The organism is Cyanobium sp. PCC 7001 (genome assembly GCF_000155635.1).
GTDB lineage: Bacteria > Cyanobacteriota > Cyanobacteriia > PCC-6307 > Cyanobiaceae > NIES-981.
In genome coordinates this window covers 796620-809749 of record NZ_DS990556.1, presented here as the reverse complement: position 1 = coordinate 809749, position 13130 = coordinate 796620, and the positions used below count along the sequence as shown (strand labels likewise).

The following is a 13130-nucleotide window of genomic DNA, read 5'->3' as shown; positions in this document are numbered from 1 at the left end:
TCCCGATCCGTCGCCCGCCACGTCTTCATGGGACTCGCCCACTGCCCCCTCTGCGTCGCCCTTGCGGTGCTGTCGGTGCTGCGCTGCGGGGCCCATGCCGTGCAGCTGTGGCAACTGGGCGCCATGGTGGCTCCTCCCGCGCGGCCGCTGCGGCTGCAACCGCTCTAGGGTCTTGGCGGGCGGGGCCCCAGCCGGCTGCCCGTCCGGTTCTCTGCGTTTGCCCTTCCCATGCCGCTCGGGTTGCAGGCCACCTATTACGGAGCGAACGGCTGGCTGCTGCAGTTCGACCAGCTGAGCGTGCTGGTGGATCCGTGGCTCACCGGCGCCCTGGAGTTTCCCCCGGGCCCCTGGTTCTTCCGGGGCCAGCTGCCCCGCCCCTGGCCCGTTCCGGAAGGGCTCGACCTGCTGCTGCTCACCCAGGGCCTGGCCGACCACTGCCATCCCCCCAGTCTGGAGCTGCTGGATCGCGATCTGCCGGTGGTGGCCTCGCCGACGGCTGCCCGCCGCGTCCGTCAGCTGGGATTCCAGCACGTCACCGCCCTGGCACCAGGCGAGAGCCACAGCCTGGGCGATCTCGGGATCCGGGCCACCGCCGGCGCGCCCGTGCCCCAGGTGGAGAACGGCTACCGCCTCGACCACCCGGCGGGCAGCCTCTACCTCGAGCCCCATGGCTTTCTCGACCCCAGCCTCCCCGCCGAGCCGCTGGATGCGGTGATCACCCCCGTGGTGGATCTGGGCCTGCCCCTGGCCGGTCCGTTCGTGCGGGGCCGTCAGGTGCTGCCGTCGCTGCTGGAGCGCTTCCGGCCCTCCACCGTGCTGGCCAGCACCGCCGGCGGGGATGTGCGCTTCGAGGGGCTGCTCACCCGGGCCCTGTGGCAGCAGGGAAGTGCCGAGGAGGCAGCGCTCCTGTCGGCCGGGGTTGGTCCCCATCGCCTCATCGATCCGGTTCCCGGCGAGCCCTACCAGCTCGCCGGGGCCGGCTGACATCCAGCGAACCCATCCCATGGCCGCTTCCCCTTCCCCCGCCACGGCCCCCGCCTGGACCAGTGATCCGCTGGTGGCCAAGTTCATGGCGGCGGGTCTTGTGCTGCTCGCGGTCACCCTGCTGATCCGGATCAGCCAGGCTTCTCTCACCCGCTATCTGCGCGACAACGACACGCGCTACTACGCCCGCAAGCTGGTGGCCCTGAGCGGCTATTTCCTGGCCCTGGTGGGCATCACGGTGATCTTCAAGGACCGCCTCGGCGGTCTCACCGTGGCGATCGGGGTGGCGGGTGCGGGCATCGCCTTCGCCCTGCAGGAGGTGATCGGCAGCGTGGCGGGGTGGATCGCGATCTCCTTCGGCGGGTTCTACACCCCGGGGGATCGGGTTCAGCTCGGCGGGATCAAGGGCGACGTGATCGACATCGGCATTCTGCGAACCACCTTGATGGAGCTCGGGGAATGGGTGAATTCGGACCTCTACAGCGGCCGCATCGTGCGGATCGCCAACAGCTTCGTGTTCAAGGAGCCGGTGTTCAACTACTCAGGCGATTTCCCCTTTCTCTGGGATGAGCTGCGTATTCCCGTGCAGTACGGCGGTGACCATCGCCTGGCCCGCCGCATCCTCGAGGACATCGGCGCCGAAATCGCCTCCGAGCAGTTCACGGACACGGTGCGTTCGGCCTGGCGCCAGATGCTGCAGAAGTACCTGCTGGAGAATGCCGGGGTGGAACCCCAGGTGACCCTGGTGCTCACCGACAACTGGATGGAGTTCACCCTCCGCTACGTGGTGGACGTCAAGACCCGCCGCTCCACGAAAGACCACCTCTACCAACGGATCCTGGAGGCCTTCGAGGCGGCGGGCGACAGGGTGCAGATCGCCTCCGCCACGGTCCACCTGGTGCAGGCGCCGCCCCTGCAGGTGCGCCTGGATCGCCCCTGAGCCGCTGCAGCCGGGGCGCCGTCAGCCCTGCTGCTCCTGCTGCTGCAGCTCCGCCTCGATGGCGGCCACCGAGAGGCGCGTCTGCAGCACGGCATCGGGATTGAGGCTGATCGAGTCGATGCCCTCGGCCACGAGGAAAGCGGCGAAGTCGGGGTGGTCACTGGGGGCCTGGCCGCAGATGCCGATCTTGCGGCCGCAGCGGCGGGCGGTGCGGATCGCCATCTGGATCATGGTCTTCACCGCCGCCTGGCGCTCATCGAAGAGGTCGGCCACCAGGGCCGAATCGCGATCCAGCCCGAGCGTCAGCTGGGTGAGGTCGTTGGAGCCGATCGAGAAGCCATCGAAGCGCTCTGCGAAGGCCTCGGCGGCGATCACGTTGCTGGGCAGCTCGCACATCACATACACCTCCAGCCCGTTGCGGCCCCGTTCGAGCCCGTGGCGGGCCATTTCCGCCAGCACCCGCTCCCCTTCCTCCGGGGTGCGGCAGAACGGCACCATCGGAATCACGTTGTCCAGGCCCATCCGCTCGCGCACCCGCCGCAGCGCCTGGCACTCGAGCCCGAAGGCCTCGCGGAAGGCCGGGGCGTAGTAGCGGGAGGCCCCACGCCAGCCCAGCATCGGGTTCTCCTCACTGGGCTCGAACACCCCTCCCCCCAGCAGGCGGGCGTACTCGTTGCTCTTGAAATCGGAGAAGCGCAGGATCACTGGCCGTGGGTGGAACGCGGCCGCGATCCGGCCCATGCCCTGGGCCAGCAGGTCCACGTAGTAGTCGGTGGGCTGCGCGTAGCTGGCGGTGAGCTCGGCGATCGCCTGCCGCTCGGCCGCCTCCGCCACCTCCTCCGGCTGCAGCAGGGCCAGGGGGTGCACCTTGATGTGGTTGGCGATGATGAACTCCAGCCGGGCCAGCCCCACGCCGTCGCAGGGGATGGCGGCGAGCTTGAAGGCCTCCTCCGGGTTGCCCACGTTCATCAGGATCCTGGTGCGGGTGGCCGGGAGGTCGCCCAGGTCCTGCTCCTCCACCGTGAACGGCAGCGCGCCGCGGTACACCTTGCCCTCATCCCCCTCGCAGCAGCTGGCCGTGATCAGCTCGCCATCGGGGATCCGCTGGGTGGCGTCGCCCGTGCCCACGATCGCCGTGATCCCCATCTCGCGGGCGATGATCGCGGCGTGGCAGGTGCGGCCGCCCTGGTTGGTGATCACCCCGCTGGCCCGTTTGAGGATCGGCTCCCAGTCGGGGTCGGTGCGCTCGGTCACCAGCAGGTCCCCCTGGCGGAAGCGGTTGATCTCACCGGGATCACGGATCAGCCGGGCCGGGCCGCTGCTCACCGAGGCACCGATGGCCCGGCCGCGGCTGAGCAGTTCCGCGCTGTGGGGAGCCAGGGACCAGCGCCGCAGCACCGTGCCGCTGCGCCGGGACTCCACCGTTTCGGGCCGGGCCTGGAGGATGAACAGCTCGCCGGTGCTGCCGTCCTTGGCCCACTCGATGTCCATCGGTGTGGGGGTTCCCCGCCGCTGGCTGTAGTGCCGCTCGATGGCGCAGGCCCAGCGGGCCAGCTGCAGGGCCTCGGCGTCGCTGATGGCGAACCGCCGCCGCTCCTCCTCCGGCACGGGCAGGATGCGGGTGCTGGCCTGGCCCGGTTCATGGACCCAGCCGGCGGCTCCGCCATCGGCCGGGGCCGGGGCGTCGGCGTAGACCATCCGGATCGCCTTGCTGCCGCAGCGCCGCTGCACGATCGGCGCGAAACCCTGCTCCAGGGTGGGTTTGAAGATCAGGTATTCGTCGGGATTCACCGCCCCCTGCACCACCGTCTCCCCGAGCCCGTAGGCGGCGGTGAGCAGCACGGCGTCGCGGAAGCCGGTCTCGGTGTCGATGCTGAACATCACCCCCGAGGCGGCCAGATCGGAGCGCACCATCCGCTGCACCCCGATCGAGAGGGCCACCTCGAAGTGATCGAAGCCGTTGATCTGGCGGTAGGAGATGGCCCGATCGGTGAACAGGGAGGCGTAGCAGCGGCGGCAGGCGGCCAGCAGCGCCCGCTCGCCCCGCACGTTGAGGTAGGTCTCCTGCTGGCCGGCGAACGAGGCATCCGGCAGGTCTTCGGCGGTGGCGCTGGAGCGCACGGCCACCGCGATCGGATCGGGGGAGGCACCCGCCGGCGCCGCTGGGCTGAGCTCGCGGTAGCTGGCCAGCAGGGCCTCTTCGAGATCGGGCGGTAGGGGGGCCGCCAGCAGCAGGGACCGGGCTGCGGCCCCGGCCGACTTCAGCGCGGCCAGGTCGCTCGCATCCAGGCCGTCGAGGATCCCGTGCAGCGGCGCCTCGAGGGCGTTGGCGGCCAGGAAATGGCGGTAGGCGCTGGCGGTGGCCGCAAACCCGCCCGGCACCTGCACCCCGGCGGCGGCCAGGGCCTGGATCATCTCACCGAGGGAGGCGTTCTTGCCGCCCACCTGGGGCAGGGCCTGCAGATCCACCGCCGCCAGGGGCAGCACCAATGCGTCAGGGAAAGCCATGGCCAGGGGGCGCTTCCCTGAATCTGCACCCGATGGACACTCTGCGCTCCGACTGTGAATGGCCCGAAAGACTGGGTGTGCCCGTTTCCGGGTGCCACAGTGGTCCCAATCCAACCGCCCCACCCACGGTTTTCGTGTTCCGCTCCCTTCAGGCCTGCCTCACCGCCAAGGCTCGGGTCTCCGTTGTCGTCACCACCACTGCCGTTTCAGCCCTCGCCACGACACTGGCTGTGGGCCTCGGCGCCACCCCTGGCGCGGGGTTGCCTGCCCGCGCCCAGGCGGCCGCTGCCGCCAAGCCGGCCTCCATGGAGCTGATGAACGACATGGCCCTGGCCGCGGCCGTGAACGTGTGCGAGATGGTCGTGGAATCGAAGGTGCCCATGGAGAAGGCGGTGCTCTCCAATGCCAAGGCGATCACCTACGTGGTGACGAACCGCTATGGGGGCCAGGTGGCCAATGCCGGCAAGCTGCAGCCCGAGCAGATCGCCAACGGCACCATCATCCAGGTGGTGGGACGGGTGCGCCAGGGCTGCTACAACCGCCTTGGTGCCACTGACAAGAAGTTCATCGACGAGGTGCTGAGCGAGTACTCCAAAGCTGTCGGGGGCAACAAGTGAGGCCTTGGGGGCCGCCTGCTAGCAGGCGGCCTCAGCCCTGATCCTGCTGGTTGGGTCCTGTTTGCTCTTGATCTGCCAGCTCGGGATCTGATTCCGGCAGCCATTGCGCCAGCAGGCCCGCCGCCATCAGGGCGCTGCCGAGACCCAAGGCCAGGGACCGGTTCTCTTCGGCAGCCCCCTGGCCCCACACTGCAGCCGCCAGAAACGCGGCTCCCAGCAGGAGCGTCGGCACCAGAACGATGCCCTTGGCGGTGCGGTTCAAGCTCATCCGAACGGCGCGCAGCTGCTCATGTGGCCTGAGGCGGGAGTCGCCAATCCCGCCGCCACCAGGCCCTGGCCCAGATCCAGCCCGTCAATCCCGGCCCGCTCCCGCGGCAGTCGGGTGACGCTGGCCATCAGGATGCCGGCCTCACTGCCGAAGGGGCGCAGGTTCACCTTGCTGCGGCGCGGCAGCTCCTGGCGCAGCCAGGCCACGGCCTCCGGGCGCTGCTCCGGCGCGATCTGGATGCAGGCCAGCCCCACCGTGTAGCTGCGGTTTCCGTCACCGATCTGCAGCTGCCCGTTGCCCCGCACGTGCAGCAGCTCGGCGGCCGCGGCGGCACCGGCCTGGCTGAACAGGGCGGTGGCAGCCAGGGCCAGCGCCAGGATCACCCCCAGACCTTTGCGAAGCAGGGGATTCAGAGCTTGGCGCCGCAGCTGGGGCAGAAGCGGTGGTCGCTGGCCGTGCTGGAGCCGCAGCTGTTGCATTGCCGGGTGGTGTCGATCGCGAGTTCGGGGTGGGTGGGCAGGCCCACCATCTGGGCATTGCTGGCGCCCGGAGGCACCATCGGGTAGCAGTTCTCGTTGCGGCGCACCTTCACATCGATGAAGGCGGGCCCGGGGTGGGCCAGGGCTTCGGCCAGTTGCTCCCGCAGCCGCGACCGCTCGGTGATCAGCACGCCCCGCACGCCGAAGGCCTCGGCGAGGGCTTCGAAATCGGGCATGCCGCCGGTCATCTCGGAGGCGGAATAGCGCTCGTCGTAGAAGCTCTCCTGCCACTGGCGCACCATGCCCTGCCAGCCGTTGTTCAGCACCACCACCTTCACCGGCAGCGCGTACTGGGCCAGGGTGCCGAGCTCCTGGATGTTCATCAGGATCGAGGCATCGCCCGCCACACAGATCACCTGCTCGTCGGGGAAGGCCGTCTGCACCCCCATCGCCGCCGGCAGGCCGAAGCCCATGGTGCCCAGCCCGGCGCTGCTCACCCAGTGGCGCGGAGCGTTGTGCAGGTACTGGGCGGCCCACATCTGGTGCTGGCCCACATCGGTGGTGTAGTAGGCCTTCGGGGCCAGCTCCTGCAGGGCGATCACCACCTCCTGGGGCGCGATCTCTCCTTCCGGGGTGGGGGTGACGAGCGGATAGTGCCGCTTCCAGCTGGCGATGCGCTCCAGCCAGGGGGCGGTCCGGCCCTGCTGGATGGCGCTGTCCTGGTTGGCGGCCATGCTCTGGGCGGCAGTGAGCAGGGCGTCGAGGGCCAGGCGCACATCGCTCACCACGGCCACCTCGGGGATCCGCGTCTTGCCCACCTCGGCGGCATCGATGTCGATGTGCACCACCTGGGCCCGGGGCGCGAAACCGTCGAGCCGGCCGGTGACGCGGTCGTCGAAGCGGGCACCGGCGGCGATCAGCAGATCACACTCGGTGACGGCGAAATTGGCGTACGCCGTGCCGTGCATGCCCAGCATGCCCACCGCGAGGGGGTGGGTTTCATCGAAGGCCCCCTTGCCCATCAAGGTGGTGGTGACCGGAATCTGGAACAGCTCGGCCAGCTGCCGCACCTGCTCGTGGGCGCCGCTGCTGATCGCACCGCCGCCCACGTAGAGCAGCGGACGGCGGGCGTCGCGGATCAGCTCCAGGGCCGCCTGGATGCGTTCAGCCTCGGGCTCGGGGGGCAGGCGGAAACCGGCGGGGATGGCGCTGCCGGGCTCCACCGGCACGTAGTCGAACTCCTCGATGCCCACGTCCTTCGGCACATCGATCAGCACCGGGCCCGGGCGGCCCGTGGCGGCGATCACGAAGGCTTCGGCCACGATGCGACCGATGTCGCGGGGATCGCGCACCACCCAGGAGTGCTTCACGATCGGCAGGGTGATGCCGAAGATGTCCGTTTCCTGGAAGGCATCAGTGCCGATCGCCGCCCGGGGCACCTGGCCCGTGATCACCACCATGGGCACCGAATCCATGTGGGCGGTGGCGATGCCCGTCACCAGGTTGGTGGCCCCGGGCCCCGAGGTGCCGAAGCACACGCCCACCCGGCCCGTGGCGCGGGCGTAGGCGTCAGCCGCGTGGCTGCCGCCCTGCTCATGCCGCACCAGGATGTGCTTGAGCCAGCCCCGGCTCTCCGCCTTGTGCAGCTCGTCGTAGATCGGCAGGATCGCCCCACCGGGGTAGCCGAAGATGTGGGTCACGCCGTGGCGGTGCAAGGCGTCCATCAGGGCGTAGCCGCCGGACACCCGCCGTGGCGCCTCACGTGGCGTCTCGCGTGGCGCCTCAGCAGAACCGCACGACTCGCTGGCGGCCTCTCCGGCCGGGGCCGTCGGTGCGGTCTCGACCGCAGAGGTGAGGGGCGTAAGCGTCACGGCTCCAGCAGGCCTGGCACGCGGGCCATCTATCGAACACCAGCAACCCTAGGTCTTGGTACCGCATTTGGGGCTTGCCTGGCCCGTGCCATCGCCCGCAGCACCTTGGCCGGATCGATCCAGCGGCCATCGTGGCGCAGGCCCCAATGCAGATGGGGGCCGGTGGTGCTGCCGCTCAGTCCCACGTGGGCGATCACCTGGCCGGTGCGCACCGGCTGGCCCAATCGCAGCTGCACGGATCCGCTGCGGTACACCCCGCCCTGGCCGATCCCCGAGAGGTGGCAGTAGATGTGCTCGTAGGCGCCCGAGCGGATCACCAGGCCCACGCCGCAACCGCCGTCGTTGATGACCTCCTGCACGACGCCGGCCCACCAGTTGCGCACCGGTGAGCCGAGTGGGGCGGCGATGTCCAGGCCGTAGTGGGGGCGCACGTCGCCCCGGAGGGGATGCACGCGCATGCCGAAGGCACTGGTGTAGCCGGCGAAGCTGGCCACCGGGAAGGCACCGAACCGCCAGCTGCTGGCCCGTGCCGGCAGGGCCGGGGCCAGAGCGCTCGCCAGGGCCAGACCGAGGGCCACCAGCCGCACGGACCGCCGCAGCGGTTCAGAGCAGTCCCAGCGCATGCAACGGGCCCTTTCCACTCAGCAGCTCCAGCAGGAAGGCCGAGAAGCCCACCATGGCGAGGCGGCCGTTCCACACCTCGGAGCTGTTGTTCCAGCCCCAGGCCCACTTGTCCTGGGGATAGAGCTTCACCTTGGTGGGCAGGGACGCCGCCTGGTCCAGGTTCACCTCCGGGCCTTCCAGCGCGTGCTGTACGAGGTTGGCCAGGCCGGAGATGAAGGAGGGGCTGGTGTCCAGGGCCGGCACGCGACGGAAGTTCGTGATGCCCGCCTCCGTGGCGATCTCCCGGTATTCGATGTCGATCTCTTCAAGGGTTTCGATGTGTTCGCTCACGAAGCTGATCGGCACCACCACCAGATCCTTCACCCCCTCCTCCCCCAGGGCATGGAGCGCTTCGTCGGTGTAGGGCCGCAGCCACTCCACCGGCCCCACCCGACTCTGATAGGCGAGGGTGAAGGGATTGGCGTGGCCGAGGTCGGCCTCGAGCTTCTGCATGATCAGTCCGGCGCAGGCCTCGATCTCCTTCTGGTAGGGGTCGCCCGCCTCCTCCACATAGCTCTTGGGCACGCCGTGGGCGCTGAAGAACACGTGGGCCTGGCTGGGATCCGGACAGGCCCGGATCTCCCTGGCGATCAGCTCGGCCATCGCCGCGATGTAGCCCGGATCGTCGTAGTAACTGCGGATGCAGCGGATCGGCAGGCGCCGGAAGGCCGGATCGGCCTGCCGCAGACGCTGCAGCTCCCGGAAGCTGGAGCCGCTGGTGCTGATCGAGAAGTGGGGATAGAGGGGAAGCACCACCACCTCGTCCACCTCATCCGCCTTGATGTCCGCCACGGCGGACTCGGTGAAGGGATGCCAGTAGCGCATCGCCACGTAGCTGGTGGCTTCGATGCCCCGCTGCCGCAGGGTGCTCTGCAGTTCCCGGGCCTGCTGTTCGGTGATGCGGCGCAAGGGGGACCCCCCTCCGATGGAGCGGTAGGCCTCCTGGGACTTGCCGGCCCTGAGGCTGCTGATCAGCCAGGCCAGCGGCTTCTGCAGGGCGGGATTGGGCAGCCGGATGATCTCCGGATCGGAGAAGAGGTTGTAGAGGAACGGGCCGACATCCTGGATCCGCTCGGGGCCCCCGAGGTTCAGCAGCAGCACGCCAACCTTGGCCATGCTCTCGGATCCCTTCACCGTCATGGGCGTGAGCGTAACGCTGCAGGCCTGGGGCTAGCGGTGCCCGGTGGGCATCGATAGGGTCTGGCCATCCGAACGCCGGCCATTTCCACGTCTGCCACCGCCGCTGCCACGGCAGCTGTCGACGGGCTGATCCGCCAGCACAACGCGCGGCTGTCCCTGGCCGGCCTGGGCCTGCGGCTCGAGCGCCGCGGCGGCCGCATCGGCCTGCGCGGGCCCCTGCCCTGTCGCAGCGGCAGCGGCAGGCGGCGGGTGCAGCGGCTCTCCCTGGGCCTGCCGGCCACGGTCGAGGCGGTGGCCGAGGCCCTCGCCAGGCTGCGGGAGGTGCAGCGCCAGCTCGAGCTCGACACCTTTGCCTGGGCGCTCTGGAGCGCCTCCTCCCCGGATGCTCCCCCCGGCACGTCCGGGGAGGAGGCGCCCCTGGCCGGTGGTCTGGAGGCCGCGGTGTCGGCCTTCGAGCAGGCCTTCTTCAGCGATCCACGCCGCCGCCGCAACCCGGCCGGCAGCCGCACCACCTGGACGGCCGCCTACAGGCCCTACCTGCGCCGCCTCACTGACCTGGGGGGCGGGCAGAACCGCCCGCTGGATCCGGCCCTGCTGCTCCAGACCCTGGAGAGCTATGCCCCGGGCAGCCGCAGCCGCCAGCAATGCGGCACGGCCCTGGCGGCGCTGGCGCGGCAGGTGGGGCTGGAGCTGCCTTCCGACTGGACCGAGAGGGCCGCCGGCTACGGCCTGCATGTGGCCCGCTTCCGCCAGCTGCCGAGCGACCACCAGATCCTGGAGCTGGTGGACCAGGTGCCCAACCCCGGCTGGCGGTTGGTGTATGGCCTGATCGCCTGCTACGGCCTCCGCAACCACGAGGCCTTCTTCAGTGATCTCTCGCCCCTGGCGCCCGGTGGTGACCGGGTGATCAGGGTGCTGCCCACCAGCAAGACCGGTGAGCACCAGGTGTGGCCGTTCCAGCCCCACTGGGTGGAGCGTTTCGGCCTGGAGCGGCTCGGAGCCGATCCCGCGGCCCTGCCCCCGGTGTGCACCGACCTGCGCCGCACCACCCTGCAGCAGGTGGGGCGCCGGGTGGCGGAGCAGTTCCGTCGCTACGACCTGCCGATCACCCCCTATGACCTGCGCCATGCCTGGGCGGTGCGCACGATCCACATCGGCCTGCCCGACACGGTGGCGGCGCGGATGATGGGCCACTCGGTGGCGATCCACACCCGCACCTACCACCACTGGATCACCCGCCGCGACCAGCAGCAGGCGGTGGACGCGGCCCTGGCCCGTCAGGGGGGCCTGGCCGGTCAGGATGCAGCCTGAGTCCCCTGGCCGGCGCGTATGAGCGACACCACCCTCGATCAGATCGCCCAGGAGCTGGGGCCCGGGGGTGACCTCGCTCCGGAGCGCGATCAGGAGGCCTACCGGCGCCGCATGGCCCGCCGCAAGGAGGTGCAGCAGCAGCGGGTGGGGGAACGCAGCCTGGAGAAGGGGCTGGTGCTGGTGTTCACCGGCAACGGCAAGGGCAAGACCACCGCGGCCCTGGGGCTGGTGCTGCGCACCCTCGGCCATGGCGGCCAGGTGGCGGTGGTGCAGTTCATCAAGGGGGGCTGGCATCCCGGCGAGGCCAGGGCGCTGGAGGTGTTCGGCGAAGCGCTCCACTGGCATGCTCTCGGCGAGGGTTTCACCTGGGAAACCCAGGACCGGGAGCGCGATCGGGCCCTGGTGCAGCTGGCCTGGGAGCGCTCCTGCGCCTACCTCGCGGATGCCAGCCGTCAGCTCGTGGTGCTCGACGAGGTGAATGTGGCCCTCAAGCTGGGCTATCTGGAGCTCGAGCAGGTGCTGGAGGGGCTGAGTCTGCGGCCGCCCCTCACCCACGTGGCCCTCACCGGCCGCGGCGCTCCCGCAGGCCTGCTGGAGCGGGCGGACCTGGTGACCGAGATGACCCTGGTGCGTCACCCGTTCCGGGAGCAGGGGGTGAAGGCCCAGGCCGGGATCGAGTACTGAACCGGCAGGTGGCCTCGGCAGCTGGGGCCGGCGGGGTTCAGCCCAGGTCGTGCTGCAGCTGGGCCAGCCCACTGACCAGCACCGAGAGGCCACTGATCAGCAGGGCGTGATGCACGGCGGGTTCCCGCCAGATGGTGGTGTCCGTGCTGGCCCGCTCCAGGGCGGAGAGGGTGAGGCGGGCCATCACCCCGCAGCTCCTCACCGTGGATGGCGTGGGATCGGCGGCCATGGGCAGGGGCCTCGGCGGTGGAGTTGGAAGCAGTGAAGCGCCCCCGGCCGGCCGCGACAAGCCAGCTGACCACGGCGGGATTCCAGTCCTGGCCATTGCTACGGTGCGGCAAATCCGTGGTGCCGATGGGTTATCAGCGCGTGCTCCTCAAGCTCAGCGGCGAGGCGCTGATGGGAGAGCAGGGCTACGGCATCGATCCGGCGATCGTGCAGGCGATCGCGGCCGATGTGGCGGCCTGCGTGGCCGACGGCACCCAGCTGGCGATCGTGGTGGGCGGCGGCAACATCTTCCGCGGCCTCAAGGGCAGTGCCGCCGGCATGGACCGGGCCACCGCCGACTACGTGGGCATGCTGGCCACCGTGATGAACGCCATCACGCTGCAGGACGGGCTCGAGCGGGCCGGAGTGCCCACCCGTGTGCAGAGCGCCATCTCCATGCAGGAGGTGGCGGAGCCCTACATCCGGCGCAAGGCCATCCGCCACATGGAGAAGGGGCGGGTGGTGATCTTCGCCGCCGGCACCGGCAATCCCTTCTTCACCACCGACACCACCGCCGCCCTGCGGGCCGCCGAGATCGGTGCCGATGTGGTGTTCAAGGCCACCAAGGTGGACGGGGTCTACGACAAGGACCCGGCCAAGCATGCCGACGCCCGGCGCTACGAGAGCCTCTCCTTCCTGGAGGTGCTGAGCGGTGAGCTGGAGGTGATGGACGCGGCGGCCATCGCCCTCTGCAAGGACAACGCCATCCCGATCGTGGTGTTTGATCTGTTCGGGGCCGGCAACATCGGCCGGGCCGTGGCGGGCGAACCGATCGGCACCCGCATCCACCCCTCCTGAGGGGCCACACCCCCGCTCCCTCAGACTTCCCGCATCAGCCCTCAAGCCATCGCCATGGATCTCGAAGCCAGCATGCGCAAATCGGTGGACGCCGCCCTGCGCAACTTCAACACCATCCGGACCGGCCGGGCCAACCCCTCCCTGCTCGACAAGATCTCGGTGGAGTACTACGGCGCCGAAACGCCCCTCAAGTCGCTCGCCAGCCTCTCCACCCCCGATTCCCAGACCATCCAGATCCAGCCCTTCGACACCGGCGCCATGGGGCTGATCGAGAAGGCCATCGCCATGAGCGACCTGGGCCTCACCTGCAACAACGACGGCCGGGTGATCCGCATCAACATCCCCCCCCTCACCGAGGACCGGCGCAAGGAGCTCTGCAAGATCGCCGCCAAGTATGCGGAGGAGGGCAAGGTGGCCCTGCGCAACAACCGCCGCGACGGCATCGACCGCATCAAGAAGCAGGAGAAGGACGGCGAGCTCTCCGAGGACCAGAGCCGCGACGAGCAGGACAAGGTGCAGAAGCTCACCGACAAGTTCATCGAGGAACTGGAGAAGCACCTGAAGGAGAAGGAAGCCGAGATCCTCAAGGTGTGAGCGGAT

General features: G+C 69.9%; 15 protein-coding genes. 8 read left to right on the top strand and 7 right to left on the bottom strand.

Annotated elements, in window-relative coordinates:
* Nucleotides 1–27: 27 nt before the first annotated feature.
* The 3 genes from CPCC7001_RS15475 to CPCC7001_RS03950 are packed head-to-tail and all read left to right on the top strand — an operon-like array spanning nt 28 to nt 1924.
* Complete coding sequence (locus CPCC7001_RS15475) at nt 28–168, top strand: hypothetical protein (RefSeq protein WP_006909737.1); 141 nt, start codon at nt 28–30, stop codon at nt 166–168.
* Between the two features lie 60 nt (nt 169–228).
* A complete protein-coding gene (locus tag CPCC7001_RS03955; RefSeq protein ID WP_006909164.1) occupies nt 229–984 on the top strand; it encodes an MBL fold metallo-hydrolase in 756 nt (251 codons plus the stop codon).
* A 19-nt stretch (nt 985–1003) separates the two neighbouring features.
* Nucleotides 1004–1924, top strand: a complete 921-nt coding sequence (locus CPCC7001_RS03950; RefSeq protein ID WP_006909693.1) for a mechanosensitive ion channel family protein — start codon at nt 1004–1006, stop codon at nt 1922–1924.
* Between the two features lie 21 nt (nt 1925–1945).
* Here the strand turns inward: CPCC7001_RS03950 and ppsA are convergent, their stop codons facing one another.
* The gene (gene ppsA / locus CPCC7001_RS03945) at nt 1946–4432 is read right to left on the bottom strand and encodes a phosphoenolpyruvate synthase (RefSeq protein WP_006909150.1); all 2487 of its coding nucleotides are present in this window, start codon (nt 4430–4432) and stop codon (nt 1946–1948) included.
* Between the two features lie 134 nt (nt 4433–4566).
* Between ppsA and CPCC7001_RS03940 the strand changes: the two genes are divergently transcribed.
* Nucleotides 4567–5049, top strand: coding sequence for a hypothetical protein (locus tag CPCC7001_RS03940; protein WP_006910849.1), 483 nt, complete (start codon nt 4567–4569; stop codon nt 5047–5049).
* 31 nt (nt 5050–5080) lie between these two features.
* On the opposite strand, the gene CPCC7001_RS03935 is transcribed toward CPCC7001_RS03940, so the two are convergent.
* The 5 genes from CPCC7001_RS03935 to hemH all read right to left on the bottom strand — a co-directional run bounded on the left by CPCC7001_RS03935 (nt 5081) and on the right by hemH (nt 9446).
* Nucleotides 5081–5317, bottom strand: coding sequence for a GIVxVP protein (locus CPCC7001_RS03935; protein WP_006909653.1), 237 nt, complete (start codon nt 5315–5317; stop codon nt 5081–5083).
* Nucleotides 5314–5700 carry a hypothetical protein gene (locus CPCC7001_RS03930; protein ID WP_006909575.1) on the bottom strand — a complete coding sequence of 129 codons (387 nt, stop codon included), beginning with the start codon at nt 5698–5700 and terminating at the stop codon, nt 5314–5316. Before CPCC7001_RS03930 ends, CPCC7001_RS03935 begins: the two co-directional genes overlap by 4 nt.
* A 26-nt stretch (nt 5701–5726) precedes the next feature.
* Nucleotides 5727–7520, bottom strand: a complete 1794-nt coding sequence (gene ilvB, locus CPCC7001_RS03925) for a biosynthetic-type acetolactate synthase large subunit (RefSeq protein ID WP_043369490.1) — start codon at nt 7518–7520, stop codon at nt 5727–5729.
* A gap of 176 nt (nt 7521–7696) precedes the next feature.
* Entirely contained in the window at nt 7697–8254 is a 558-nt protein-coding gene (locus CPCC7001_RS03920; protein WP_006909241.1) for a M23 family metallopeptidase, read from the bottom strand.
* A gap of 16 nt (nt 8255–8270) precedes the next feature.
* Nucleotides 8271–9446, bottom strand: a complete 1176-nt coding sequence (gene hemH, locus CPCC7001_RS03915) for a ferrochelatase (RefSeq protein ID WP_043369489.1) — start codon at nt 9444–9446, stop codon at nt 8271–8273.
* A gap of 105 nt (nt 9447–9551) precedes the next feature.
* Here hemH and CPCC7001_RS03910 point away from each other — a divergent pair, with 105 nt between their 5' ends.
* Both CPCC7001_RS03910 and cobO read left to right on the top strand, forming a co-directional pair.
* Nucleotides 9552–10781 carry a site-specific integrase gene (locus CPCC7001_RS03910; protein ID WP_369699357.1) on the top strand — a complete coding sequence of 410 codons (1230 nt, stop codon included), beginning with the start codon at nt 9552–9554 and terminating at the stop codon, nt 10779–10781.
* Between the two features lie 18 nt (nt 10782–10799).
* Entirely contained in the window at nt 10800–11465 is a 666-nt protein-coding gene (cobO, locus tag CPCC7001_RS03905) for a cob(I)yrinic acid a,c-diamide adenosyltransferase (RefSeq protein ID WP_006911114.1), read from the top strand.
* Nucleotides 11466–11502: 37 nt separating this feature from the next.
* Here the strand turns inward: cobO and CPCC7001_RS03900 are convergent, their stop codons facing one another.
* Nucleotides 11503–11694 carry a hypothetical protein gene (locus CPCC7001_RS03900; RefSeq protein ID WP_006910143.1) on the bottom strand — a complete coding sequence of 64 codons (192 nt, stop codon included), beginning with the start codon at nt 11692–11694 and terminating at the stop codon, nt 11503–11505.
* Between the two features lie 125 nt (nt 11695–11819).
* Between CPCC7001_RS03900 and pyrH the strand changes: the two genes are divergently transcribed.
* Both pyrH and frr read left to right on the top strand, forming a co-directional pair.
* Entirely contained in the window at nt 11820–12530 is a 711-nt protein-coding gene (pyrH, locus tag CPCC7001_RS03895) for a UMP kinase (RefSeq protein ID WP_043369487.1), read from the top strand.
* A 54-nt stretch (nt 12531–12584) separates the two neighbouring features.
* On the top strand, nt 12585–13124 hold the full coding sequence (gene frr, locus CPCC7001_RS03890; RefSeq protein WP_006909093.1) for a ribosome recycling factor: 540 nt from the start codon (nt 12585–12587) through the stop codon (nt 13122–13124).
* The last annotated feature ends 6 nt before the right edge of the window (nt 13125–13130 follow it).